Below are 25,936 nucleotides of genomic sequence, written 5' to 3'. Positions count from 1 at the left end.
TGGCGCCAGTACGTGGCGCCAATGCGTGGCAAATGGGTGGAACAGTGTTCGCGGCAAAGCTGATGATCAACAACGAGGCGATGGATGCTTCCGAAGGGGCCACCTTCGAACGCATCGATCCGCTGACCGGCGATGTCGCAACGGTCGCCTCGGCAGGATCCGTTGCCGACATGACAAGGGCAGCCAATGCGGCTGCGGCGGCTTTTCCGGACTGGTCGCAAACCGGTCCGGGCGAACGGCGCAGGCTGCTGAATGCCGCAGCCGATATCCTCGAGGCCCGCACGTCCGAACTCATTGCCGCCATGACCGGAGAAACCGGCGCCACCGCACAATGGGCGGCGATCAATTGCGGCCTTGGCGCGGATATTCTTCGCGAGGCGGCGGCGATGACCACGCAAATATCAGGCGAGCTCATTCCTTCAGGCATTCCGGGAAGCCTCGCCATGGCGGTCCGCCAGCCGGCGGGCGTCTGCGTCGGCATTGCCCCCTGGAATGCACCGATTATCCTCGGCACCCGCGCCGTTGCCATGCCGCTTGCCTGCGGCAATACGGTCATCCTGAAGGCCTCGGAACTCTGCCCGAAGACCCATGGCCTGATCGGCGACATCCTGCGGGACGCCGGTTTCCCGCGTGGCGTCGTCAATGTCGTTTCTAATGCGCCGAGCGATGCCGCCGCCGTCGTCGACGCGCTGATCGCCCATCCGGCCGTGCGCCGCATCAATTTCACCGGCTCCACCCGTGTCGGCAGGATCATCGCCGAATCCGCGGCAAGGCATCTCAAGCGCTGCCTGCTCGAACTCGGCGGCAAGGCCCCGTTCATCGTCCTTGCCGACGCCGATATCGACGAGGCGGTGCGTGCTGCCGCCTTCGGCGCCTTCATGAACCAGGGCCAGATCTGCATGTCGACCGAACGGATCATCCTCATGGACGAGATCGCCGACGGTTTCGTCAGCAAATTCCGGACAAAGGCCGCAACCCTCGTCGCCGGCAACCCCAAGGACGGCAACACGCCGCTCGGCACGCTGATCAACGCCGAAGCCATCAGGCGTGTCAGGTCGCTCGTCGATGATGCCCTGCAGAAGGGCGCGGTCCTCGTCTGCGGCGGCCAGGCCAACGGCACGCTGATGGACGCGACCGTCATCGATCACGTGACCCCCGCCATGCGCATCTACCGCGAGGAGAGCTTTGGACCGGTCGCGGCGATCATCCGGGTCGGCAGCGTCGACGAGGCTGTGACGGTTGCCAACGACAACGAATATGGGCTTTCGGCGGCCGTTTTCAGCGCCGACGTCAATACAGCACTTGCCGTCGCCATGCGGCTTGAATCCGGCATCTGCCACATCAACGAAGCCACCGTTTCCGACGAGCCGCAAATGCCGTTCGGCGGCGTCAAATCAAGTGGCTACGGCCGCTTCGGCGGCAAGGCCGCGATCGATGAATTCACCGAGCTCAGATGGATCACCATGGCATCGGGAAAACGGCACTACCCGATCTGAATTGAGATCGGTCGACATGAACATTGGGAACGGGCTGGGAGGCCCGCATCAAGAGGGAGGAATGAATTCATGAACGGCATTTTCCGCAGCGGAAAATTCAACGCGGCATCGCTGAGCCGCCGGTCTTTCATCGCATCGACCGTGGCGGGCGGTGCGGCGCTGGTGCTATCAGGCCGCACGGCCTTTGCTCAAAGCAGCGACACGCTGAAGGTCGGCTTCATCAGCCCGCGCACCGGCCCTCTCGGCGGCTTCGGCGAGACGGACGGCTATGTGCTCGACCTGGCGCGCAAGGCGTTGGCGAACGGCCTGCAGGCGGGCGGCAAGACCTGGAAGGTCGATATTCTCGACCAGGATACCCAGTCCGATCCCTCGCGCGCCGGCCAGTTGGCGAAGGACCTGATCAACAACCAGGCGATCGACCTGATGCTCGCCGTCTCGACACCCGAAACCATCAATCCGGTGGCTGATGCCTGCGAAGCGGCCGGCATTCCCTGCCTCTCAACGGTCATGCCTTGGGAAGCCTGGTATTTCGGCCGCGGCGCCAAGCCGGGCGCGCCGTCGCCCTTCAAGTGGACCTATCATTTCGGCTTCGGCGTCGAAGAGTTCCACAAGGCCTATGTTTCGCAGTGGAACCTGATCGAGACCAACAAGAAGGTCGGCGTCATGTATCCCAACGACGCCGACGGCAATGCGATCCGCACCCATCTGGCGCCGGCGCTTGCCAAGGCGGGCTTCACCATCGTCGATCCGGGAGCCTATGAAACCGGAACCACCGACTTTACCGCGCAAATCGCTCTCTTCAGGCAGGAAGGCGTGGAGATCTTCAATTCGTTCCCGATACCGCCTGATTTTGCCGCCTTCTGGCGCCAGGCCGCGCAGCAGGGCCTTACCCAGCAGATCAAGATCTGCCAGATCGCCAAGACGGGCCTGTTTCCCTCCGACATCGAGGCGCTCGGCGACCTCGGGCTGAACATCGGCAGCGCCGCCTACTGGCACAAGGCCTTCCCCTACAAATCCACGCTGACAGGCGTATCCGGAACCGAACTCGCCGACGGCTATGAGACGGCCAGCGGCAAGCAGTGGACGCAGCAGCTCGGCGCCAGCCTTGCGCTTCTCGACGCCGGCTTCGATGCACTGAAGGCCAGCACGGACGTCAAAAGCAAGGAGGCCGTCGCCAAGGCGATCAGCACGTTGAAGACCACCACGATTGCCGGCAAGGTCGATTTCACCAGCGGCCCCGTCGCCAACGTCTCTCCCGGACCGATCATCGGCACGCAATGGGTGAAAGCGGCGGAGGGCTCGAAATTCGCGCTCGACTACGTCGTCACCGAAAATGCCACCGACCCCAATGTCCCGGTCGGCGCCAAGCTCACCGCTTACAATGGATAACCAAGTGCAGCGACAGGAAGCACAAAAACGGCCGGGGGGAGCCTTTCTCTCGGCCAAGGGGATCCACAAGCGGTTCGGCGCGCTTGTGGTGCTGGAGAATCTGGATTTTTCCATGGGCGATGGCGAGGCGGTCGGCATTGTCGGGCCGAACGGCGCGGGCAAGACGACCCTGCTCAACGTGCTCGCCGGCGCCTTCCCGCCGAATGAGGGAAGCATTGCCTTCGACGGCGCCGACGTCACGAGCCGGACGGCGGCGGAACGCTGCCGCTCCGGGCTCGTCCGGACCCATCAGATTCCCAAGCCTTTCAGCGGCATGACGACCTTCGAAAATGTCTTCGTCGCCGCATCGCACGGCAGTGCCGCAAGCCGCGACGAGGCCTATGAGCGTGTGGTGGATTCACTTTCGCTCTGCGGCATGCTCGGGGTGGCCAACCGCCCTGCCGACACGCTCGGCCTGCTGGATCGGAAACGCCTGGAGCTTGCCCGTGCGCTCGCCACGCAGCCGAGGCTATTGCTGCTCGACGAGATCGGCGGCGGCCTGACCGATGGCGAGGCGAGCGAGCTCGTCGAAACCATCCTCGAATTGCGCCGCCGCGGCATCGGCATCGTCTGGATCGAACATATCGTTCACATCCTCCTGCAGGTGGCGGAGCGACTGATCTGCATGGATGCCGGCAGGATCATCGCCGATGGCGAACCGAAAATGGTCATGAGCAATGCGGAGGTGGTCAAGGCCTATCTCGGAGGGACACCCGCATGAGCCTTCTCTCCATCCGCGACCTCGACGTTCGCCACGGCCTGCTCCAGGCGGTGCGAGGCGTCAGTTTCGATATTGGCAAGGGCGAGGTGCTGGCGCTGGTCGGCGCGAACGGCGCGGGCAAGACGACGCTGCTCAGATCGATCGCCGGCGCCCACCTTCCATCCTCCGGCCGCGTCCTTCTCAACGACGAAGATCTGGCCGCCATCCCGTCCCATAAGCGGATCGCCAAGGGCATCGCTTTGGTGCCGGAAGGCCGGCGCCTGTTTTCACAGATGACGGTGGAGGAAAACCTGCTTCTCGGAAAGACCTCCGGACGCAAGGGCGAATGGAGCATCGATCGTGTCCTCGACGCCTTTCCGAACCTGAAACCCCGCCGTCACGCCAAAACCGGACACCTCTCGGGCGGGGAACAGCAGGCGACCGCCATCGGCCGGGCGCTGATGAGCAATCCCGATATTCTTCTCCTGGACGAGGTCTCGCTCGGGCTTTCGCCTCTGGTCGTCGATCGCGTCTACGCCCAGCTGCAGGCATTGCTCACGTCGGGAACGACTATCGTGCTCGTCGAGCAGGATCTCGCCCGCGCCATGAGCGTGGCGAGCCGTGTCATCTGCATGCTGGAAGGACGCATCGTCCTCGACAGGCCGGCGGCGGCCGTCACGCGCGAGCACGTCACCCAGGCCTATTTCGGATTGCACCGGGCAACCGGCGAAAGGAGCGCATCGTGATCAACACCCTGCTCCAGGGCATCCTGCTCGGCGGCTACTACGCCGTCATCGCCTGCGGACTGTCCTTCATGTTCTCGGTGATGCGGATCATCAATCTTGCGCATGGCAGCCTGGCGGTTGCAGCCGCCTACGGACTGTGGCTGCTGGCCGCCAAATTCGGCATTCCGCCCTTCGCCGGCCTGCTGATCGTGCTGCCGGTCATGGCGGCCATCGGCTGGCTGTTGCAGCGCTTCATTCTGGAACGCAGCGCCCGCGGCGGCACGCTCCTGCCGATCCTGACGACCTTCGGCCTGTCGATCGTCATCGACAACCTGCTGTTCGAGCAGTTCGGCGCCGACACCCGCTCGCTCGCACCGTTCATCGGCAACCTGTCCTATGCTTCCTGGCAACTGCCAGGCCACATCTTCGTCGGCAAGCTTGCCGTCCTGATGATGGTGACGGCAATCCTCATTCTCGGCGGGCTGCAGTTCTTCCTGAGCCGCTTTGCGCTTGGTCGCGCCATCCGCGCCACGGCCGAAGATCCCGATACGGCCGGGCTGGTCGGCATCGATGCCCGCCGGGTCAACGCCGTCGCCACCGCGATCACCATGGTCACGGTCGGCATCGCCGGTGCTTTTCTCGGGATGCGGGCAACCTTCAGCCCCTATGCCGGCGGCCCACAGCTTCTCTTCGCCTTCGAGGCGGCCGTCATTGGAGGAGCGGGATCACTATGGGGGACGCTTGCCGGCGGCATCGTTCTCGGTCTTGCCCAATCGCTCGGCGCGCAATTGCATCCGCAAGGCTTCCTGATCGGTGGCCATGCCGTGTTCCTGCTGGTGCTTTTCGTCAGGCTGTCCCGGTTCGGCATGCCGGTTCTCGATAAATTTGGCGCCTCTCTCAAACTGCGCGCCCGTCTCCGGAGCCCGACATGAGCCCCAACGCGACCCTTGCCTCCACCGGAATATCGATAGAGCGCTGGACGAAATCGTCGCGGGTGGCGCTTGGCTGCATGGCCGCGGTGCTCGCCCTGCTGATGTTTGCCCCCGCCGTGCTCGGCGCCGGTGCGATCGACCGGATGACGGCCCTGTTCATCTACGTGATCCTTGCCGCCATGTGGAATGCGCTTGCCGGTTTCGGCGGGCTGGTTTCGGTCGGCCAGCAGGTGTTCTTCGGCCTCGGCGCCTATTTCACCATCCGGCTTGCCGATGCGGGGCTCAATCCCTTCGTCTCGCTGTTTGCCGCCGCGATCGTGACCGGCGCGCTGTCGATCCCGCTTTCGCTGTTCATGCTGCGCCTGAAGGGCGGCGAGTTCGCGATCGGCATGTGGGTCATAGCCGAACTCGCCCATCTGCTCGTCAATCTCGACTGGCTAATCCAGGGAGAAACGGGAACCTCGCTGATTTCGCTCAATGTCTATGACGGCAACACGCGGCGGGCAACGATCTACTGGCTCGCCTTGATAGCCATGGCCGCCCTGCTCGGCGCTCTCTTCCTCCTGATGCGCAGCCGCGCCGGTGCCGCCATGCAGGCGATCCGCGACAATGAGGAGGCGGCAACCTCGCTCGGCGTGCGCGTGATCGCCACCAAGAGGCTGCTCTTCGTGCTCGCCGCCTTCGGCATCGCGGTCGCCGGAGGCCTGTGGCTGGCGACCGCCACGACCTTCCAGCCGAAGACCTATTTCAGCGTCCAATGGACAGCCTACATGATCTTCATGGTGCTGGTCGGCGGGATCGGCAAGTTCGAAGGCGCGATCCTCGGCGCCATCCTGTTCTTCGTGATCGAGACCTTCTTCGGTTCAGCCGGCGTCTGGTACCTGATCGGCCTCGGCGCCACCGCCGTGATTTTTTCGCTCTATCTGCCGCGCGGCCTTTGGGGCGAAATCGAGCGCCGCTACGACTTTCAACTTCTGCCCGTCGGCTACCGGCTGAAATTACCCGGTCCGCATAAAATCAAATGGGAAGAATGAGCCGGCTTATTTCCGGACCCTCCTGCGAAAGGTGACGTTCATGCTTTTTGGTAAAACAATCCTGGTGACCGGAGTGGCTTCCGGCATCGGCGCCCGCACGGCGGAATTGGCGGGTCAGATGGGCGCCGAGGTCATCGGCGTCGATGTCCGCGAGCCTGCCAGTGGAAGTGCCGCCTTCATCAAGGGTGATCTGTCCACCGCATCAGGCGTTGCCGACATCGTCGCGCAGCTTCCAGCCCGTCTCGACGCGCTCGCCAATGTCGCCGGCCTTTCCGGCAGCACCGGCGTCGTCTCGACGCTCGCCGTCAATTTCTACGGGCTTCGCGCCCTGTCCGAAGCCGTGGCACCCCGCCTGCGCGAAGGCGGCGCCATCGTCAACGTCGCCTCGATCGCCGGCTACGGCTGGCGCGCCAATCTCGAGCGGGCAAAGTCGCTCGCCGGCATAGACGGCTTTCCCGAGGTGGCGGCGGTTGTCGCCGAGCACGGCCTCAAGGACGAGCAAGGCTACCCGCTCTCCAAGGAGCTGCTGCTGCTCTGGACCATGCGCGCCGCCCATCAGCCGCTGTTCAAAAACCGTGGCATCCGCGTCAATGCCGTCAGCCCCGGGCCGGTGGAAACGCCGATCCTCAAGCAGTTCCGTGCCGTGCTCGGCGACGCCAGGGTCGATAGCGACATCACCCGCGTCGGCCGGGCCGGCACCTCCGCCGATATCGCGCCGGCCGTGATCTTCCTCTGCTCGGATGGCGCGCGCTGGATCAACGGCGCCAACATTGCCGTCGACGGCGGCCTCGAAGCTTCCATCAACGCCGAAGTCCTCGGCTTCTAGTTCTTTTCCCAGGAGACCTCCGATGAATATTTCCCTCCTCATAAATGGCGCCGACCGCGCAGCCTCCGGCGGCCGGACCTTTGATCGTCTCGATCCCTTCACCGAAAAGCTCGCAAGCCGCGCCGCAGCGGCAGACCTGGACGACGTTGCCGCAGCCGTTAATGCCGCCTCCGCTGCCTTCGGCGCCTGGTCGAAGACCGGCCCCGGCCAGCGCCGCGCAATCCTGATGAAGGCTGCCGACATCATGGATTCCAAAGTGGGCGAGTTTACCCAGTTGATGATCGAGGAGACGGGCGCAACCGCGCCCTGGGCCGGCTTCAATGTCATGCTCGCCGCCAACATCCTGCGCGAGGCCGGAGCCATGACGACGCAAATCACAGGCGAAATCATCCCTTCCGACAAACCCGGCACGCTCGCCATGGGTGTTCGCCAGGCCGCGGGCGTCTGCCTGGCAATTGCCCCCTGGAACGCACCCGTCATCCTCGCCACCCGAGCCATCGCCATGCCGATCGCCTGCGGCAACACCGTCGTCCTCAAGGCATCGGAACAATGCCCCGGCACGCACCGGCTGATTGCCACAGTGCTGACCGAAGCGGGCCTGCCGGCCGGCGTCATCAACGTCCTCACCAACGCACTGGAGGATGCGCCTGAGATCGTCACCGCGCTGATTGCCCATCCGGCTGTCAGGCGCGTGAACTTCACCGGGTCGACCAAGGTCGGCAAGATCATCGCCGAGACCTGCGGCAAGCATCTGAAGCCTGCCCTTCTTGAACTTGGCGGCAAGGCGCCGCTCGTCATCCTCGACGACGCCGATATCGACGGTGCCGTCAATGCCGCCATTTTCGGCGCCTTCATGCATCAGGGCCAGATCTGCATGTCGACCGAGCGGATCATCGTCGACGAGACGATCGCCGATCAGTTCGTCGCCAAACTGGCCGCCCGCGCCAGCCAGCTGCCGGCCGGCGATCCGCGTGGCCACGTCGTTCTCGGTTCGCTGATCAGCCTCGATGCGGCGAAGAAAATGGAGGAGCTGATTGCCGATGCGACGGCCAAGGGTGCAAAGCTCGTGGCCGGTGGCAAGCGCTCGGGCACCGTGGTCGAGGCGACGCTGCTCGATCATGTCACGCCCGAGATGCGCGTCTATGCGGAAGAATCCTTCGGCCCGGTCAAACCGATCATTCGTGTTGCCGGCGAGGAAGAAGCCATCCGCATCGCCAACGACACCGAATACGGCCTGTCCTCCGCCGTCTTCAGCCGGAATGTCCAGCGGGCAATGACGGTTGCAGCGCGGATCGAATCCGGCATCTGCCACATTAACGGCCCGACCGTGCACGATGAGGCGCAGATGCCCTTCGGCGGCGTCAAGGGCAGCGGCTACGGCCGCTTCGGCGGCAAGGCGGCAATCGCCGAATTCACCGACCTGCGCTGGCTCACGGTCGAGGATTCCGCCCAGCACTATCCCTTCTGAGCAGGTTTTACAGTCGTTGCCGTGCCACGACGCATTGCGGTCGTGGCACGGCCTATGCTCAGACCGGCGAAGAGATTTCGCACCGCCCTTAGGAAGATGCTTCAGCGCTTCGATATGGCGTGGGCGGCGACCGCGATCGATCCGCGTTCAGCTCTCCAGCCATTCGGCGATAAGCTTGGCTGCCACCCGCCTGCGGCCCACACGAATGTCGGCGGCGCCGGTGTCGAAATCCATGCCATTTTTCTCGCGCACCTGTCTCAGCCATGTCGGAAAGGCATGAAGATTTCCGCATCCGAGAATGGGAAGACCGAGATCGTTCCGGTAGGTCTTTTTCTCGCTTTCCGAGAACTCTCCGCGCTCGGCGATGCGTGCGTTCAGTTCCCACTCCCAGTCCGGCTTCGGCCGGATCTGCAATCGCACGACGTTCTTGGCGATCAACGGATGGCCTTCGGTGCCACGCAGCGGGACCGCAATATGGATTTCCCAGTCCTCGTCGTCGTCGAATGGCAGGCCCAGCCTTTGCGCCAGGGCGACGGATTCGGTGGCATTGCGGCGCCCAAGCTCGATGTCCTTGAGCTGCCCCGCCAGCGAGCGGAAACGCTCTTCGTCAGGCTCGATATCCGGCAGAACTGTCTCGACATAGCGGTGTAACATCGCCAGCTGCTCGACGCGCCGCATGAGATCATATTTGCCCTCAATCATATCGGCAACAAGCTCGCCGCGGGTCGCCTTGTTGAGCAGGCAGATAAACACCATGCCCCAGAAGCTGAGATTGGTGACGTCGTAGAGGTCTTCGCCATAACGTCGGTCGTGGCGATAGCCCAGATGCCGGAAAACCTCGAGAATACGCACCGCCTCGTCGGCGAAAGGAATAAACTTTGCCTTCTTGTCGCGCTGGGCAGGCATCGTCGTATAATTGCCGACCTGCGCGATGAGCTTGAGCCGCACCTTTAGCGCCTTGGTCGAAATCGTCTCGCCGCTCGGCAGGGCGCCGGTATCGTCAAAACCGAACACGAACAGCAATTTGTGCCGCCGCGACATCGGGATGACGCCGCCAAGATCCAGAAACGGCAGCATCCGCCGATAGGCCTCGAGCAGCAGCGGCATGTCCTTATCTCCGACGGAGGGTGCGCCGCCGGCAATGCGCATGAAATGGAAATAGAAATCGATTTGCTCGTTCGGATCGAGCAGCCCGGAAACTTTGGTCGCCAGAGGCCCGATACGATGATGATTGGCCGGCCAAAATTTCCCCTGGCGCCGGTCGGCAAAGGCTTCGTTCTCGTCGGCAATGAATGTCCGCAGCAGCTTTGCGTCGGTGTCCGTCATGGTGTGTCCCTATCGATCAGACGGTCATGTCCGATCGTACGGACAGCCTCGAGATGTCCAAAGGGTCCTCGGCCACCCTGCTTCGGATCGATATAGCGTTCGAGCGTAAAGGATCCTATCTGTGACAGAACGCCCAGATATTCGATGAAGCCGCCGATTGAAAAATCCTTGGCGGTGCCATCGCCGCCGAGGCGGAAATGCGGGACCATGGTGTAGACCTGATCGGCACTGATCGGCCCAAGCCGCCGCCGAACCGCATCGATAACGGGCTTGCCGGTTGTAGCATCCACCCAGCCATGACCATCGAAAACGCTGGCGTCCACGGCGGCAGCTACCGCCATATCATCGTCGAAGGGGGGTACGCCCTCAATGACGTGGGTGGTAATGTCGGTGGTCGTGACGGTGCCGAGATTCATCTTGAGCGTGATCAGCTTGAACTTCGGATGCCAGACGCTGACCTCGCCGAACGCATCACGCATGAAGGGCACCATTCTTGCGACGTCGAATTCCGGATCGCCTGCAAACAGCGCATGCAGAACAGGCATGATCGGCTCGGGATCGCAGATCCAGAAAAGACCGTCGCGCCACTGCCCGCGCCCATGCTCAGTCCAGAAATCAACCATGGCGTCAGGCAGCTTCCCGCGATAGCCCGCAGCCCGCGAAGCAGAAACCGTCGTACCGTCTTTGAGCGGTCCGAATTCATCCAGTATTTCTTGTAAGGGACGCCGAGGTGTTGCGGCCATATTGGCTCCTAGTTGACAACGAGATTAACGTGCATCATCGGGCAACCATCGTGCGTTGCGTGTGCACGCCGGCCGGACGACGCCGTGCTACCGTGACCCGATCTTCCGGCGTGGAATCACCGTTCCGAAACCGCCTTCCCCATCGGCAGGCGGTGTGTAGTCGTACAATGTCGGCGGCTCCAGCGACGCCAGGAACACAAGATGCTCAACCACAGGCATCTTCTGCAAATGCTGTATGGCGTTGCTCCCGCCCAGGCTCAAAGCCGGCACGAATCCGTATATTTCTCCTACATTCAGCCGCCCCAGAATTTCCAAAGCGCGTGGCATCAAGTTCTTTTTGTTTTCGTCTTCCCACGGCGGAGTAGCCGGCGCAAACCGACCTGAGAAACACAGGCCCAACATGACTTCATCGGTCCACCGGCGTTGGTGTTCCTCGTTATATCCTCGATTGTCGACACCCACCTCTCCCCTCGGCAGGTTCAACCTAGTCATGGCATCGCCATACCAGATATCGATCTCACCGAAGGCAGTATAGCCAAAGGCATACATCTTTTCGGGATTGAGCTCCGGATCACCGCGGAAGACATAGTCCAGCACCGGCTTCGGCAAGGAAGGATTGCAAAGCCAGTACTGACCGTCGGACCAGCTGCACCAGCCATGATCAGCCCAGAAACGGAGAAGAAAATCCGGCAGCTTCCCGCGATAGGCCTCTATCTCAGCATCGCTCGGGTTGATGATATTGTCGATCTTGTAGGCCGAGAGAAACTCGTCGAACCATTTGATCTCGAAGATGTTGTAGTTTGATTTTTCTGCCACGTTTTCGTTCCCGAAAAGCATTTGCCTGGGTGGGACAATCTGCCGGACTGCGCCCGTTTCCTCGCGGGCGCAATGCTTAATCATACGGATTGCACCTAAGGCGAAGCGCACATCAATTATCGTCAGTTGGAAACGGCTCTTGATCACCCCACATCTAGCCTTCAAAGCGAATGGGTTTGATGAGCCGTGCGACCGCGCGATAGCTCTCCGCCCCCCGCTCGCAGCATCGCTCAAGACAGGCAAGGCCCCGGCGCGAAGGATTGCTCCGTTTGAGAACTGACGGGCGACTCAATGTTCGCTTCGCCGAGAACGGTGAGCCAGTTTGATGAGCGCGGCTTCTCCCAACCACCTTCCTCGGTTTCTGCCCAGAAGAGTCCCACAGCGTCGTGCTCCAGCCCTGGATATTGCTTGAGCCAGGGATAGCAAATGGGCATCTTTCTCGTGGCTGACCAAAAGAACAGACCGATTTGCCAATGTTAATCCGCAGTGAGCCAGCCGAGGCCCTCGACGATGCGCCCACCATGCGCGGTCGGATCCCCCATCCGCGCCAAGGCCTTGCCTTCGATGAAGACAATCGACGAGCCGCCGCTGATCGTGTCCGGGCCGCCGACCATGCAGGTGCATTTGTCGCCGACAACGGCAACCGGCACGCCGTCGACGGTCACCAAAGTCTGCGTTTGCGAAATCGGCCCGCCGACATGCGGCTTGGGTCCCGGTTCAACCATCGGGCAAAGGTGGTTGTGACCCTTGAGGGAAACGTGAGACGACATATAAAATTTCCGTGCAATCCCTGTTGATCGAAATAACTAGCCATAGAAACTCGGCCGCCGATACCCCTCCCGGCCCCAGCTGGGCTATCGGTCAGGCGTCGGACTTACTCGAAGTCCTTTGCCCGATCCTTCCAGTATTCGCTGATGAATTCACGTGACGGTGGCGAATCCTCCTCGTCTTCATCGAATTCCGGACCACCTTGGGCGCGCGCTTCCAGAGTGCGCCGCACTTCGTTGCGCAGGAACTCGCCAAAGCTGTCCGCAATTTTGTCCTTGCCGATCGCGTATCCGCCAGCAGACACCTCGTAGACCGGCGCCTCGCCGTCTACGTTCATCTCGGCGCAATCCATCACAAAGAAGGGACCATAACCCGCCGTCAGAAACGGGATCATCGTCTCGCTGATCCGACCATCGGCGCGCTCTCGTTCCGTGGCATACACGACATTGGTGATGAATTTCGCGTCTATACCTTGGGAGAGCCAACCGTAAATCTCAATCGTGTCGAATTCGAGCGCACCATATTCGGACAGCATCTTCTTATACGACACCGGCAGCGACACGCCGAGCCGGGTCTCGATCTGCTTCAAATCTTCTTCCGTCGCGCTCCTGGTCCCGAGAATGTCGATCCCGTTGTCTCGCAGGCTGCGGATTGCATCATCAAACATCGCGGTGCTCATCATCTACTCCTTTGTCCACGGCCTACCCAAAGAGCCTGGCGCTGCCCCCTATGGAGGTGGTCCATTGCCGAAATCCCTAGCCCTGGCGCGCCAATATCTCGACCGGTAATTGTTGTAGTCTATCTCGTCCTGCGGATGCAGCTTCCGCCAACTTATATAATCGGCGTCGCCTTTCGGGTAGATGTGAATGGTGTTGTAGTTGTCACTATGGAAGGTGCTTTGCACCTCCGCTAAGGGACCCTTCTTGCCTGTCTCGCGCAGAGTCTCCTGCTGAACCATGTGGTGCAGTTCGATCAGTTTTCCATCCGAACCATAGGGCGCGAGTCCAGCCTTCATACGCTGATAATTGGTGCGTCCCTTTTCATCGACTAGGTTTGGATCGATCAAATCGTCTCTCTGGTAGACCGTGCGCCCACCGACCTCCTTCTTCTTCCAGAGGCCCGGCTTTGGCCCGCCGGGATCCTTGACATTTTCATGGGTCGACTTCGGCAGCCCCGCCTGGTCGTCGCCAAAACCCTTATGGGACTTGGCATGCTCCACGACCTTCGCTTCGGGAAGCTCAATGCGGGCAGTCTTGCCGACATTTCCCCCGGCCCGCTTCAGCATGATGACGATCTTGCGCGCTGCTTTGCCGACCTTCTCGCCGATCGACACCGCCACCTTGAGGGCGATAGCGCCCGCGCCGGCCGTCAGAGCGCCGGCCGCCGCCGAAATCGCCAATTCAAGCGCGAGGAAGGCGCCGTCGATGCCAAGGGTCCCGAAGGCGTAACTCGGGCCGCCCTTCTCCCAGTCGGAAAGGAACTGCTTATAGCGCGCCAGAGCGCTCTCTTTCAACGCATTCCACACCTTGGAAAGCGCTGCGGTGACCTGTGCCTGGCGCGCGCTGACTGTACCTTGCGTGGCCGCGATGACCTTGTCCTCGGCGGTCGTGTCCGCCTTGTAGTCGTAAAGCCCGGTACTTTTGCCGAGCCATTCGACCGTCGCCTTGCCGCCCTTCATGACCTGCGAGGTCTGGTTCACGTCGACGGCGACGCTGTCGCGTATGCTGCGGTCGAGATTTTCGATATCGTCCTTAAAGCCCGGATCATAGCCGAAGAATGTGCCGACCTTCTGCGCTGCCCATAGGCCGCCGCGCTGCATACCGAGATGGGCGGCGCCTAAACCGGGCGGCGTGTAGTCGTCGATCGCAACTCCGGCGGCTTCGACGAGGCCCATGGCCTCCTTGACCGCGCCCTCCAGGGCGGCAAGCACCGCCTCTCGTGCCGCCTTCTGCTCCTCCGCAGTACCCAGGACGCCGCCCAGCAGGCCAAGCGTATAGACCATGCTCCAGTATTCGAGCAGTCGGTCGTAGGTGTATTTCTGCAGATCGGTGTCCGGATGCGGATGTGTCCCGGGAAGCTGCGAGTCGGGATATTGAGCCGCCGCGCTACCCATCGGCATCTTCTCCGAGGAAATGCCACTTCAGGAGTTCCTGAGGAAGCATCTTGTGGAAGTTCAAGGATGCGTGCCCCATCGGAGCCATGACGCCGCCGGCGCCGAGACCGATCTCTCCGAGCGCCTGCGACAGCGCTCCCAGACATGCAGTAATATCTGCCGATCCCTGTGGATTGGCCTTGGTGAGTAACCCCTGCACCAGCGGCAATTGCTGTTCGGGGCTGAGCGACAACTGACCCATCGAACTGAAAGGCTTGATACCCACGCGAGCCTGAAAGCGCTCGCGAACCTCGTCGCGAACGCTTCGGCGCTCTTCAGCAATGGGTATCCACTCTCCCGACGGCACTAGGGTCATCGCGTCAGTTCCTGCGGATATCGACCTTCGAAGCCTTTAGGACCAGTTCCTGTCCCGCCTCGATCGTCACATTTTCGCCCTTGAGGTGAACCGTCCCGTCCGCCTCCATCCTGACACTGGTCTTGCCGACCACGATCTCGTAGGTCTTGCCCACGACCGTGGACTTGGCCATACCCACTTCCTGATAGTGGCCGATGGCGGTCGAATCGTTGCGGATGCCCCCGACCGTCGTTTGCAATCCGCCGCCGATCGTCATCGACTTCGCCGCGCCGACGATTTCTGTGGAAGATACCATCACCGTCTCGGCCTTGTTCTTGGCCACCCCGATCACGAGATTGCCCTCGCCCATGGCCGTGTCGGACAGGAAGCCGAGCTTGTCTGTGAACGCACCAAGCTTATCGGTGAGCAAGTCGCCGACCTTGCTGCGCAGAATACCCATGGCGGCCGTCACTCCCTTCTGAAGGATGTTTGGGCCGACCATCAGCGTCATATTGCCGCCGATCACTTCGTGGTGGTTGTTACCGACCTCGATCGTCTTGTTATGGCCGACCGACTCCGACTGGTTGTTATCGACGCGCTTCGAACGAGAATTTTCGACATGAATGCGGTGATCCCGCTGCGCATGCATGTAGATTTCTTCCCGGCCGTTCTCGTCCTCGAAGCTCATCTCGTTGAAGCCGGTGCCCTTATGGGTTTGAGTTCGGAATGTACTCTTGGTCTTATTCGCCGGCAGCGTATAAGGCACCGCATTGGCGGGATTAGGCACTACCCCGGTGACCAGCGGCCGGTCGGGGTCGCCGTCGATGAAGGCAACCATCACCTCCATGCCGATGCGCGGGATGATCTGTCCGCCCCAGGTCGAACCTGCCCAGCTCTGCGCCACGCGCACCCAGCAGGTGTCGGAGCCGTCCTTCTTGGCCTTACGGTCCCAAGGGAACCACAGCTTGATGCGGCCGTACTGATCGGGATGGATCTCCTCGCCGGAAGGGCCGGCGACGATCGCTACTTGCGTACCCTCGATCCGCGGCCGCTTGGTCTCGCGATGCGGCGTCATCGGTACCCGCGACGGCACCGCCTCGAATGTGTTCGTGTATTCCGGCTCGTTGCTGTTGGTTTCGTAGGAACGGTCGACGACGGTATGCACCGCCTTGACGACCACATGTTCCTCATAGGCGTGATCTGGATGGGCGACTTCATAGGGGGTGAAGCGGCGTCCTGCCTCCAGGATGCGGGATGTGGAGCCGCCGAAGACCCGGTCGTGATCGGCTTCGGAGGCCTGCATCCTGAGTTTTTCCGCCCGCTCCGCCTCGGCGACCGACGAAATGCGCGCCGGATATTCGTAGAGCTCGCGCTTCGTAGCCTCGGGCATCTGCACCAGCGACGGCGTCATGGTGCCGGGCACCATGCGCGGCGTTTCGAAATTCCAGTCGGCGCCGGCGCGCTGGCCCGGCACATAGGAATAGCGCCGGCTCCACTCGGTGATGTGGTTGCGGTCGGCCGAGCCCTGCGCCAGGCGGACCCGCCCTTCGCCCTGCGCCGAGGGCGACGGGCCGAGCCAAGATCTTGCGCCGTCGGCGACATGCAGCTTGTGTTTGCCATCCTCATGGGAGAACCAGTAGAACAGGCCGTCCTCCTCGAAGCGGCGGGTGAGATAGGCAAGGTCCGTTTCGTTCCACTGCACCGAATAATGCTGCGGCGGCGGTGGCGTGATCACGCCCGAGGTATCGGGCGCCGGAATGCCGTGCTCGGAAAACAGCGTCTCGACGATATCGACCGAGGTCTTGTCCATCCAGATGCGGCAGTCGGAACGGCGCGACAGCAGCCACATTTGCGGCCGCAGCACCATGGAATAGGATCTGAGACCGCGGGTGATGGGCGGCCCCTCGTTGAGTTCGGTCACCAGGCCGTTGAACGGCCGGCGCACGCCGCCCTCGCCGTCGCCTTGCTGCACCTCGACCGAAACATCCATCAGCCGGCCGATCAGTTCCTCCGGCTTGACGGATGGCTTCTTGGCGCGCGCCGAAAGTCTGATTTCAAACAGCGAGGAAATGCCTTCCTCGATCGTCACCCGCTCCGGCAGAAGCTGGTCCTCGCCGAGCGGCGAGACGATCTTCAGAATACGGTTCGCCTGGATGAAGTCAGCGGCGAGGGATTGCAAATCGTCCATAACATCACGTTCCGTCTTGGGAGCCGAATTACTGCTGTTGCGGCCGAGGATGGGTTTTGAGGTAATCCGCCAGTGCCTGGAAATACTGCCCCAGCATTTCAGTATTGGCCTGATCGGAGACCTGCTTGTAACTTTCGATGAGCGCGTCGCGCTTGGCCTTTCCACCCGGGCTCTCATAGAAATCCGTCAGCACCGACAGATCTTCCGGAGACAGGGTGGCGAGCACGAAGGTAAGCCGCGCCTTTTCATTCGCCCGTGCCATGTCCTTCGGAAGCGGTTTCTCGTTCTCGCTTTTCGAACGCAGCGACGAGATCACGCTCTTCATCTCGGATTGCAGCTTGTCCTGCGGAGCGGACGCCAGTGTCCCGGCATCGGAGCTGGAGAGGGTCTCCAGGGACAGATACATGAGCTGGGCGGTGAAAGCGGTTTCCACGGCAAGATCCGGGCCGGCCATCAGATCGGCAAGCTGACCGATACGCCGACCGTTGTCCGGGTCGGCAAGACGCGTTTCGATGTCCTTCGCCGCTGTTTGGTCCTGCGCTTCATACATGCGAGCGACCTTCGCCTGCCCCTCTTCCAAAGCCGCTGCCGCTTTGGCTAAGGCTTTCGGATCGACGGCATCGTCGCCTGCCTCATCGACGGCTTTCGATATTTCGGCAAGCATGCTGTCGGCCTTGAAGGCAGACCGCGCCGCCGTTTCAAGCAGCGGCTGCGCATCCGAAGTCGCCGAAATGCCCCGATCGACCCCAGCCTTCGCGACATTGTCGACAGCGGCTGGCGTGCCGGAAAGGCGCGACGCCACCTGCTCGATCTGAAGTAAAGATTGATCGGTGGTATCAGACGCGCCAACCATGCCGGCAGCACTTGCGGCCATGGCGCAGACGAGACCGGCCGCAACCAGCGGCCAGCGCATGCGCCCCATCAATCCGTGCGGCTTCAGGAGATCCGTCAACAGCGTCGACACCCCTCAGATCATCCTGACGTCGGTGAGCTGCTTGGGCCGCGCTTCGGTGGAAAGACGGTTGATGATCTGCTCCGCCTTCGCCAATTGCGCGCTGCCCGTGGGGTCGATCAGCAGCTTTTCGGCAAAATTCTGCTCGGGATAGAAGGATGAATTGCCGGTAAGGCGGCTGAGCGTATTGATGCGATCCCGCACGACCGATCCGATATTGTCGTATTCGACACGCTGACCGGGTTCGAACGGCTGGAGCGGCCGACCGATAAAGCGGGGCGAAGTGGCTTTCGGATAGTCCGTTGCCGAAGGCAGCTGCGGAATGGCGTTCTTGCTATATTCGATATCCCGGCCCATGCCGCCGACGGTGCCGCCGGTGGCCGGCACATAGGTCACGAGCTTGTCGGAATCCAGAACCGCGCTCATGTAGAACAGGAGCTCCATCTTCTGGGACAGCCTGTTTTCGTCGACGCGCCGGCTCTCCGGCGGATTGCAGAACGGCGTCTTGCCGACCAGATCGGCGAGCCTGGATTTGCTGGCCTCGCTGATCGAATTGTCGTGCTGCACACCCCTGACGAAATCATGCACGCAGATGTGGTTGGTGTCGATGAAATCGGCGATCCGCGTCATGAAATTGAGGGCGGTCGGCGCAGAGGCGATCGGCGCGCTGCTCGTCAGCTTTCCCGCAGCGCTGGTCACCTGCTTGTTGGCGAGCTTTTTGGCCTCGTCGAGCACGCCACCGAGCGCAAACATCACCGGCTTGCTGGTGGCGGCGGCATGCATCAGGTCGAAGGTGCGGTTGAGATTGTTGTTGCAGATCACGCGCAGCGCCGTGCGCCCCGCCAGCACACGCACCGAGGTCGTCGCGAAGGCGGCCATCATGATGCTGCCCGTCAGGACCGAAGCAGAAAATACGAACAGCTCGGCCAGCATCCGGTCACGGGCTTCCTGGGCCTTTGTGGTTTTCTGGTAATTGTCGATGGCGAGATCGTAAGCCCGCACATAGGGATTGGCGACATTCGTCTCCCATTGGGATTTGTACTTGGGCAATTCTACAAGAATATCGTTCAAACGATCAGTTGCAGCCGACACGATCATCTCCATTGTCTAAAGCGCAAGGATGTCTCTCAACTCATCTGCGAAAACAGCTTTTGATTGCCCTTTCCCGAGATGAGAAAGGCAACCGAAAATATGAGGTGCAGTGCCAGCCAGGGCTGGCACTGCCGATGTCGGGAAACCTTAAGCGGCCTTGGTGGTCGCGAGATCGTAAGAGGCGATCATCGGCGACTGCGGCGAATGCTTGTCGTCGTAAGGCGTGTACTTCACTTCCATCTTGGTGAAGTTCAGCTTGATCGTCTCGACCGGGCGGTCGCCGTTGGAATCGATCGAGTAGCTGGCAATCAGCGTGTTCTCGAGGGAATACTCGATGTAGGTGTCGCCGGGATTACCCGTGGTGACGAGATGGATGACGGAACGCTTGCCAGTGCGGCCCGAGCAGGCCTCCTGGAAGAGCTTGGTCGACGAGGAGTCGCTGACCTTGGTGAGGATCACTTCCGAAACGGTCGGCTCGGAAGCTTCACGGTTTGCCGCCGAACCGGCGGAGGTGTTCATGTTGCGGGCGACGTTCCAGTGGATGGCTTCGATGTCCATCCACTTGCGATGCTGCTCGTGGGTCGCATCCCCCTGGATACCGTCGATCTGAAGATAAATCGGCATGCTGTCAGCTCTCCTATTGGCGGTTGAGTGCCTAGTTGCGTCTAAGGCGTAGTTGCCTTTCTTCTCGCTGCTCCCCGAGTGCGCTTGCGGCTCGGGGTTACTTCATCCGACAACCGGTTTTCCCCCGGCGTGTCGAATTTCTGTGGGGCGGCCTCTTCGGCATCGAGGCCGAAGCGCTGGCCGTCGTAACCGATGGTGACCCCGGTAATTTTCTTCCCCTGCCCAACGGCGTCGAGGAAAAAGGTCGAAAGCACAGGCAAGAGGTCGCGGGCAATCATGACCTCGATCGCGCGGGCGCCCACCTCGCTCGTGCGTGCACGCGAAATCAGCGCGTCACGGGCTTCCGGTGATAGTGAAAGCGTGGTCCCGTAGGTGGCCCCGACCCGGTCGCGGATACGGCCGATCTGGATATCGACAATGCCCGAAAGGGTCTCGTTACCAAGCGGCAGGAAGGGCAGCACGGTCGTGCGGCCAAGGAAGGCCGGCTTGAAATGCTTCTGCAATTCCGGCGCCAGCAGCGCTTCGAGCGCCTCTGCCTCCGGCATTGTGTCGGGATCGGCGGCAAGTGCTGCGATCATCTCCGAGCCGGTATTCGCCGTCATGACGATGGTGGTGTTCTTGAAATCGATGTCCCGGCCTTCGCCGTCGCGCAGCGTTCCCTTGTCGAACACCTGATAGAAGATTTCCTGAACACCCGGATGCGCCTTGTCGATCTCGTCGAGCAGCAGCACCCCATAGGGCCTGCGCCTCACCGCTTCGGTGAGCACGCCGCCTTCGCCGTAGCCGACATAACCGGGGGGCGAGCCGAGGAGCATGGAAATCTTATGCTCCTCCTTGAATTCGGACATGTTGATGGTCGTGAGGTACCGGCTGCCGCCATAGAGCATGTCGGCGAGCGAAAGCGCGGTTTCGGTCTTGCCGGTGCCGGACATGCCGACCAGCAGGAAGACGGCCGGCGGCCGGCGGGGATCGGAAAGCCCGGCGCGGGCGGCCCGCATGGCCGACGCGATCCGCTCGATCGCCGCGTCCTGGCCAAGCACCCTCTCCTTCAGGCGGGCATCGAGCGTCTTCACGCTCTCGATCTGGTCCGACAGCAGCTTGCCGACGGGAATTCCCGTCCAGCGGGCAACGACGGCGGCAACGATTTCCTTGTCGACGACGCGCGGCAGGAGCGGCGTTTGGTCCGCCGCTGCCGCCAGGCTCCGTTCGGTGACCGCAAGTGCGGCGCGTGCGCTTTCCGCCGTCATCGCCTGCGACGGGAAAGGCGCCACATTCGTGCCGTCGCCGGTCTTGTCGGCTGGCGCCAGCGGAACGACGGCGTCGTCGGGCGAGAAGAACTCCTCCAGCCGGTCGGCTTCCCGGACGAGCCGGTTTTCTTCGTCGAACTTCGACCGGAGCGTCTCGATCTCCAGGAGGATCTGCTGCTGCTTCGCGGCGATTTCGCCAAGCCGGGCGCGCTTTTCCGGCGTCTCCGGTTCACGTGCGAGCCAGCCCGACTCGGTTTCCAGAAGATCGCGCTCGTCGGCGAGCAACTTCAGCGCCTCCGGCGTCGTCTGGCGCGCCAGCGCCACCGCAGCAGCTGCCGTATCGATCAGGCTGATTGCCTTGTCGGGAAGCTGCCGGTCCGGCAGATATCTCGCCGAAAGCCGGACGGCGGCGACGATCGCCTCGTCGCGGATGCGCACCTTGTGGTGGGTTTTCAGGCCTTCCGCCACGCCGCGCAGCATGCGGATGGCGGCTTCTTCGTCCGGCTCGCGGACATGTACCGTCTGAAAGCGACGGGTGAGTGCAGCATCCTTTTCGATGAAGCGTTTGTATTCGCTCCAGGTCGTCGCCGCGATCGTCCGCAGTTCCCCGCGCGCCAAAGCGGGCTTCAGGATATTGGCGGCATCGCCCTGCCCTGCCTGTCCGCCGGCGCCGATCAGCCCATGCGCTTCGTCAATGAACAGAATGATCGGCTCCGGCGACGTCTTCACCGCATCGACCACGCCATGCAGCCGTCGTTCGAACTCGCCTTTGACGCCGGCGCCCGCCTGCAGCAGGCTCAGGTCCAAGAGCAGCAGCTTCACGTCCTTCAATCGGGCCGGCACGTTACCGGCGGCGATCTCCAGCGCCAGAGCTTCCGCCACCGCGGTCTTGCCGACACCTGCCTCGCCGACGAGGATCGGATTGTTCTGCCGCCGGCGCATCAGGATATCGATCAACTGCCGCAATTCGCGATCGCGGCCGATGACCGGGTCGGTTCGGCCGGCGCGGGCGTCCGCGGTCATGTCGTGGGTGTAGAGCCGCAGGAATTCATTGTTCCCAGTGACGTTCGCAGACGCGGCGACGGGCACGGAAAGATCGCCCGACGGGCCTGGCGCCGCTGTCTCCAGCAGCTTGTCGAGCGTCGCTCTGTCGAGATTGCGCATCGACGGGGCAATGCCGCGCGTCACCGCCCGCAATGCCGGCTCGTTGATCAGCGCGGCAAGCAGATCGGCCAAAAGCACGACATTCCGCCCGCACTGCAGCGATGCAACCAGAAAGGATTCCCTCCCAAGGGCAAGCAGGTTCGGGGAGAGGGCTAGCGAGGCGCCATCCTCCCGCGGAATGTCGGCGATCGCCGCGTCGAGCTCCGTCCTCAGCATTTCGGAGGAGAGCTTGAGCTCTTCGAAAATGGCAGAAAATCCTGCGATATCAAGAAGGGAGCGAAGCCAGTGGGCGATATCGACGACGGCGTGCTGATGCCGCACGGCAAGCGACGCCGCTGTCTCAAGACCGACACGTAAATTGGGCTCAAGCGTTCTTATCAGACGATTGAGATCGATATGGGACATCCACCAGTCCTGTCTTTACGTCGAAATTCAGTACGCTCTCCTAACGCGAAGAAACAACTAGGGCGCTCATAAACCCTTGTCCAGAAGAAAAACGACTCTATTTTGAAAAATGAGCATATCGACAGTCGTCATAAATCCGTCATCATCCATCGATGGTTGACAAGCCAATATGAGCCGCCCAAAATGACCGTTATTCGCAGTAATCTCTGCTTTTTGAGGAATTTAACGGCGTGAATGTCCGCGAAATTATAGATCCACTTGAACAAGGGCATCCATGCGGAGAAAACGTGCGGGTTAATACTGTATCTCGCGAAATATACTATAGAATTAAGGACGCGAGAAACGCCGCTCGTACAGCCGAACGTAGTATTATCCCAGGTGAGACTATTGCGATTGCACCTGCCTGGCACGATGTTAGCAATCTTGGATTGCAGATCCTTTCTTCCAGAAGCAAGGATATCGAAGTATTGGCATGGCTCGCAGAGGCGCAGTTGCGGCTGCGGGGGTTCTCAGGATTGCATGATGTTTACGTCGCAACCGTGTCGCTTTTAGACAAGCATTTCGACACTTTGCATTCGATCGGAGATGGCGATTTCGAGGAACGGTTTGCGCCCTTCGCGGGTCTCAACGGCGTCGGCGGCGAAGGCACGCTCATCCAGGCTATTCGTTTGACATCGTTGATCCCGGGCGGAAAGTTCGCCCAGTTTTCGCTTTGGGATTTCCAGCTTTCGCAGCGGCCGAATGAAACCGAACGGCGCAAGGAATTGCAGCAGGCGGCGGCAGAAGCCGGTGTCGCTCAGATGTCAGCCTATCTCGACGTGCTGACCGGGTGCATCGCCGCATTCGATCGCATGGTCGAAATACTTGACGAACACTGCGGCGACCAGGCGCCACCGAGTTCGAATACACGCAATGTGTTGCAGGAGGCGGCATCTGCAATCCGGATGCTCGCCGGGATCGAAGCGCCGCTTGCCGCTCCACAAGCCCTTGCCTCGCAAGGGTCCGAGCCACTGCAGGCAAGCGAAACCAACGAGTCCGAAGCCATCGGCCTGCGGCCTGTCAGCGCCGAGACGATTCGTTCGCGGGAAGAGGCCTTCGAACTTCTGATCGCCGTTGCGCGCTATTTCCGCCGCACGGAGCCCCATTCACCGATCTCCATGTCGATCGAAACGCTGGTGCGTCGCGGCCGCATGGATTTTTTCGAGCTTCTTGCCGAGCTCCTGCCCGAACAGCAGACGCGCAACGCGGTGCTGACGGCAGCCGGCATCCAGCCCGTAGCCGACAAGGGAGGCTAACGGCACGCCGCAGCATCCTCAATTGATAATCCGCCGATGAGACGAAGGAGAATCTCGATGGCAAGTGTGCATGAAAAACTGGAACGGGTTCGCAAGCCGCGGGTCCACATCAAATACGAAGTAGAAACCGAAGGCGCGATGGTGGTGAAGGAACTGCCCTTCGTCGTCGGCGTGCTCGGCGATTTCTCCGGAAATCCCACGCAACAGCTCAAGCCTTTCGGCGAGCGCAAGTTCGTGCAGGTCGACCGCGACAACTTCGACGACGTCATGCGCCGCATGACGCCGGGCCTCACCCTGTCGGTCGAGAACACCCTCGAGAAAAACGAAACCGAGCTTCCCGTTTCGCTGAAATTCGAAAGCATGGCCGATTTCGAACCCGGAGCGGTCGTCGATCAGGTGCCTGCGCTGAAGGCCCTGCTCAACGCGCGCAACCAGTTGCGCGACCTGATGAGCAAGGCGGACCGCTCCGAGGAGCTCGAGCGTCTGCTCGAGGACATCCTGCAGAACAAGGCCGATCTCTCGCAGCTGGTGGCCCAGCTTGGCGGAGACAAAGCCGAAGACGCGAAGGACGTGTTGAACTGAGTGCCCGGGATCGCGGACCGATAGCGGCCCGCGCGCTCAATTCCTGAAGAGTCGTTGTCCGGCAGCGGCCCCTTTTGAAGGGAACCCCTCATGCTTCGAGGGCCGCCGCTTTCGCAAAAAGGATCGATAGATGACCGCTGAAACGCAATTGCAAACAAAGGAAGAAGTAGGCTTCGCACCTGATGAGAACCTGCTCTCGAAGGTGGTTGCGGCAACCCGCCAGACCGAGCCCGACCGTGCGCAGGACCTTCTGCGCACGCTCACCGATCAAGCCCTGAAGGGCACCGTCACCTATGATCGCAACCTGACGATCACCTTGAACAATGCCATTGCCGAAATCGACAAGGCAATATCCAGCCAGCTCGCGGCGATCATGCAATCGCCTGAGTTCACCAAGCTCGAAGGAGCCTGGCGCGGCCTGAACTATCTCGTCAAGAACACCGAGACCAGCGCCAACCTGAAGATCCGCGTGCTCAATGCATCCAAGCGCGATGTCGCCAAGGATCTGGCAAAGGCCGTCGAATTCGACCAGTCGCGGCTGTTCAAGTCGGTCTATGAAGACGAATTCGGCACGCCGGGCGGCGAACCGATGGGCGCGCTGATCGGCGATTACGAATTCGACAATTCCTTCGACGACGTCCAGCTTCTGCAGGGCGTCTCGATGATCGCCGCTGCCGCTTTTGCCCCGTTCATCTCCGCCGCCAGCCCGCGCATGTTCGGCTTCGAGGATTTCCGGGAGCTGGCAAAACCCCGCGATCTCGAGAAGATCTTCGAGACGGTTGAATACGCCAAGTGGCGCAGCCTGCGCGAGAGCGATGATTCCCGCTTCGTAACGCTCGCCATGCCGCGTGTGCTTGCCCGCATGCCCTACGGCCCGAAGACCAGCCCGATCGAGGAGTTCAACTTCGACGAAACCGGCGGTTCCAAGACCGGCGAGCTGTCGCACGGCTCTTACTGCTGGATGAACGCAGCCTATGTGATGGGCACGCGTCTGACCGAGGCCTTCGCCAAGAACGGCTGGTGCACCGCCATTCGCGGGGCGGAAAACGGCGGCAAGGTCGAAGGGCTGCCGATGCACATCTTCTCGAGCGACGACGGCGATCTGGATCTGAAATGCCCGACGGAAGTCGGTATCACCGATCGCCGCGACGCCGAACTCGGCAAACTCGGCTTCCTGCCGCTCTGCCACTACAAGAATACCGACTATGCCGTGTTCTTCGGAGCGCAGACGGCACATAAGCCGAAACTCTACGACCGGCCCGAAGCCACTGCCAATGCGGCCGTTTCAGCCCGTCTGCCCTATATGATGGCGACCTCGCGCTTCGCCCATTATCTCAAGGTCATGGGCCGCGACAAGATCGGCTCCTTCATGGAAGCGGAAGATTGCGAGGCCTGGCTCAATCGCTGGATCTCCAACTATGTCAACGCCAATGACGACGCCGGCGAAGAGTCGCGGGCGAAATATCCGCTGCGCGAGGCAAAAGTCACCGTACAGGAAATCCCCGGCAGGCCGGGCGCCTACAACGCCGTGGCCTGGATGCGCCCGTGGCTGCAGATGGAGGAATTGACCACCTCGCTGCGCATGGTCGCCCGGATTCCCTCGAAGAACTGATGAAAGCAGGTCCAAGCGCGGCGGGTTGCCGCCGAGCTTGGATCTTGCGTTCGAAACATCTGTGTC

Annotated in this window: 23 protein-coding genes; 11 read left to right on the top strand and 12 right to left on the bottom strand. The window is 61.5% G+C overall.

Features of this window, described 5'->3' with window-relative positions:
- The first annotated feature begins 32 nt into the window (after nucleotides 1–32).
- The 8 genes from ACD590_RS28500 to ACD590_RS28465 all read left to right on the top strand — a co-directional run bounded on the left by ACD590_RS28500 (nucleotide 33) and on the right by ACD590_RS28465 (nucleotide 8,609).
- Nucleotides 33–1,496, top strand: coding sequence for an aldehyde dehydrogenase (locus ACD590_RS28500; RefSeq protein WP_439004065.1), 1,464 nt, complete (start codon nucleotides 33–35; stop codon nucleotides 1,494–1,496).
- Between the two features lie 69 nt (nucleotides 1,497–1,565).
- Entirely contained in the window at nucleotides 1,566–2,885 is a 1,320-nt protein-coding gene (locus ACD590_RS28495) for an ABC transporter substrate-binding protein (RefSeq protein ID WP_439003926.1), read from the top strand.
- Between the two features lie 4 nt (nucleotides 2,886–2,889).
- On the top strand, nucleotides 2,890–3,645 hold the full coding sequence (locus ACD590_RS28490) for an ABC transporter ATP-binding protein (RefSeq protein WP_439003924.1): 756 nt from the start codon (nucleotides 2,890–2,892) through the stop codon (nucleotides 3,643–3,645).
- Entirely contained in the window at nucleotides 3,642–4,370 is a 729-nt protein-coding gene (locus tag ACD590_RS28485) for an ABC transporter ATP-binding protein (RefSeq protein WP_210069534.1), read from the top strand. The genes ACD590_RS28490 and ACD590_RS28485 overlap by 4 nt, the downstream gene beginning before the upstream one ends.
- Complete coding sequence (locus tag ACD590_RS28480) at nucleotides 4,367–5,281, top strand: branched-chain amino acid ABC transporter permease (RefSeq protein ID WP_439003923.1); 915 nt, start codon at nucleotides 4,367–4,369, stop codon at nucleotides 5,279–5,281. Before ACD590_RS28485 ends, ACD590_RS28480 begins: the two co-directional genes overlap by 4 nt.
- The gene (locus tag ACD590_RS28475; protein ID WP_439003922.1) at nucleotides 5,278–6,315 is read left to right on the top strand and encodes a branched-chain amino acid ABC transporter permease; all 1,038 of its coding nucleotides are present in this window, start codon (nucleotides 5,278–5,280) and stop codon (nucleotides 6,313–6,315) included. Before ACD590_RS28480 ends, ACD590_RS28475 begins: the two co-directional genes overlap by 4 nt.
- Nucleotides 6,316–6,355: 40 nt before the next feature.
- Nucleotides 6,356–7,141, top strand: coding sequence for a coniferyl-alcohol dehydrogenase (locus ACD590_RS28470; RefSeq protein WP_439003921.1), 786 nt, complete (start codon nucleotides 6,356–6,358; stop codon nucleotides 7,139–7,141).
- Nucleotides 7,142–7,163: 22 nt separating this feature from the next.
- Nucleotides 7,164–8,609 (top strand): aldehyde dehydrogenase, encoded by a 1,446-nt coding sequence (locus tag ACD590_RS28465; RefSeq protein WP_439003920.1) that lies wholly within the window; start codon nucleotides 7,164–7,166, stop codon nucleotides 8,607–8,609.
- A 147-nt stretch (nucleotides 8,610–8,756) separates the two neighbouring features.
- Here ACD590_RS28465 and ACD590_RS28460 read toward each other — a convergent pair whose 3' ends face one another.
- From ACD590_RS28460 to tssH, 12 genes are all read right to left on the bottom strand, one after another.
- Nucleotides 8,757–9,935, bottom strand: a complete 1,179-nt coding sequence (locus ACD590_RS28460; RefSeq protein ID WP_439003919.1) for a hypothetical protein — start codon at nucleotides 9,933–9,935, stop codon at nucleotides 8,757–8,759.
- Nucleotides 9,932–10,678 carry a GAD-like domain-containing protein gene (locus ACD590_RS28455; protein ID WP_247263897.1) on the bottom strand — a complete coding sequence of 249 codons (747 nt, stop codon included), beginning with the start codon at nucleotides 10,676–10,678 and terminating at the stop codon, nucleotides 9,932–9,934. Before ACD590_RS28455 ends, ACD590_RS28460 begins: the two co-directional genes overlap by 4 nt.
- An 87-nt stretch (nucleotides 10,679–10,765) precedes the next feature.
- Complete coding sequence (locus ACD590_RS28450) at nucleotides 10,766–11,641, bottom strand: GAD-like domain-containing protein (protein WP_439003918.1); 876 nt, start codon at nucleotides 11,639–11,641, stop codon at nucleotides 10,766–10,768.
- Between the two features lie 329 nt (nucleotides 11,642–11,970).
- Nucleotides 11,971–12,264: a PAAR domain-containing protein gene (locus ACD590_RS28445; RefSeq protein ID WP_026158225.1), complete on the bottom strand. Its 294-nt coding sequence runs from the start codon at nucleotides 12,262–12,264 to the stop codon at nucleotides 11,971–11,973.
- A gap of 104 nt (nucleotides 12,265–12,368) precedes the next feature.
- Nucleotides 12,369–12,941, bottom strand: a complete 573-nt coding sequence (locus ACD590_RS28440; RefSeq protein WP_439021022.1) for an SMI1/KNR4 family protein — start codon at nucleotides 12,939–12,941, stop codon at nucleotides 12,369–12,371.
- 48 nt (nucleotides 12,942–12,989) lie between these two features.
- Nucleotides 12,990–14,375: an HNH/ENDO VII family nuclease gene (locus ACD590_RS28435; RefSeq protein ID WP_210069542.1), complete on the bottom strand. Its 1,386-nt coding sequence runs from the start codon at nucleotides 14,373–14,375 to the stop codon at nucleotides 12,990–12,992.
- Complete coding sequence (locus ACD590_RS28430) at nucleotides 14,368–14,730, bottom strand: hypothetical protein (RefSeq protein WP_210069543.1); 363 nt, start codon at nucleotides 14,728–14,730, stop codon at nucleotides 14,368–14,370. Before ACD590_RS28430 ends, ACD590_RS28435 begins: the two co-directional genes overlap by 8 nt.
- A gap of 4 nt (nucleotides 14,731–14,734) precedes the next feature.
- Nucleotides 14,735–16,897, bottom strand: a complete 2,163-nt coding sequence (gene tssI, locus ACD590_RS28425; protein WP_439003916.1) for a type VI secretion system tip protein TssI/VgrG — start codon at nucleotides 16,895–16,897, stop codon at nucleotides 14,735–14,737.
- A gap of 28 nt (nucleotides 16,898–16,925) precedes the next feature.
- Complete coding sequence (locus tag ACD590_RS28420; protein ID WP_439003915.1) at nucleotides 16,926–17,861, bottom strand: hypothetical protein; 936 nt, start codon at nucleotides 17,859–17,861, stop codon at nucleotides 16,926–16,928.
- Nucleotides 17,862–17,864: 3 nt separating this feature from the next.
- Nucleotides 17,865–18,947 (bottom strand): hypothetical protein, encoded by a 1,083-nt coding sequence (locus ACD590_RS28415; RefSeq protein WP_439003914.1) that lies wholly within the window; start codon nucleotides 18,945–18,947, stop codon nucleotides 17,865–17,867.
- 141 nt (nucleotides 18,948–19,088) lie between these two features.
- Nucleotides 19,089–19,565: an Hcp family type VI secretion system effector gene (locus ACD590_RS28410; protein WP_003575677.1), complete on the bottom strand. Its 477-nt coding sequence runs from the start codon at nucleotides 19,563–19,565 to the stop codon at nucleotides 19,089–19,091.
- Nucleotides 19,566–19,606: 41 nt separating this feature from the next.
- Nucleotides 19,607–22,381, bottom strand: a complete 2,775-nt coding sequence (gene tssH, locus ACD590_RS28405; RefSeq protein ID WP_439003913.1) for a type VI secretion system ATPase TssH — start codon at nucleotides 22,379–22,381, stop codon at nucleotides 19,607–19,609.
- A 230-nt stretch (nucleotides 22,382–22,611) separates the two neighbouring features.
- Between tssH and tssA the strand changes: the two genes are divergently transcribed.
- The 3 genes from tssA (at nucleotide 22,612) to tssC (ending at nucleotide 25,870) form a co-directional block, all read left to right on the top strand.
- Nucleotides 22,612–23,676 (top strand): type VI secretion system protein TssA, encoded by a 1,065-nt coding sequence (gene tssA / locus ACD590_RS28400; RefSeq protein ID WP_439003912.1) that lies wholly within the window; start codon nucleotides 22,612–22,614, stop codon nucleotides 23,674–23,676.
- A 57-nt stretch (nucleotides 23,677–23,733) separates the two neighbouring features.
- A complete protein-coding gene (gene tssB, locus ACD590_RS28395) occupies nucleotides 23,734–24,258 on the top strand; it encodes a type VI secretion system contractile sheath small subunit (protein ID WP_439003911.1) in 525 nt (174 codons plus the stop codon).
- Nucleotides 24,259–24,388: 130 nt separating this feature from the next.
- Nucleotides 24,389–25,870: a type VI secretion system contractile sheath large subunit gene (gene tssC / locus ACD590_RS28390; protein WP_047622915.1), complete on the top strand. Its 1,482-nt coding sequence runs from the start codon at nucleotides 24,389–24,391 to the stop codon at nucleotides 25,868–25,870.
- The last annotated feature ends 66 nt before the right edge of the window (nucleotides 25,871–25,936 follow it).

Source organism: Rhizobium sp. 862_C5_N1_2 (genome assembly GCF_051811205.1).
GTDB classification, from domain to species: Bacteria; Pseudomonadota; Alphaproteobacteria; order Rhizobiales; family Rhizobiaceae; genus Rhizobium; species Rhizobium leguminosarum.
This window is presented reverse-complemented; position numbering and strand designations above follow the sequence as displayed.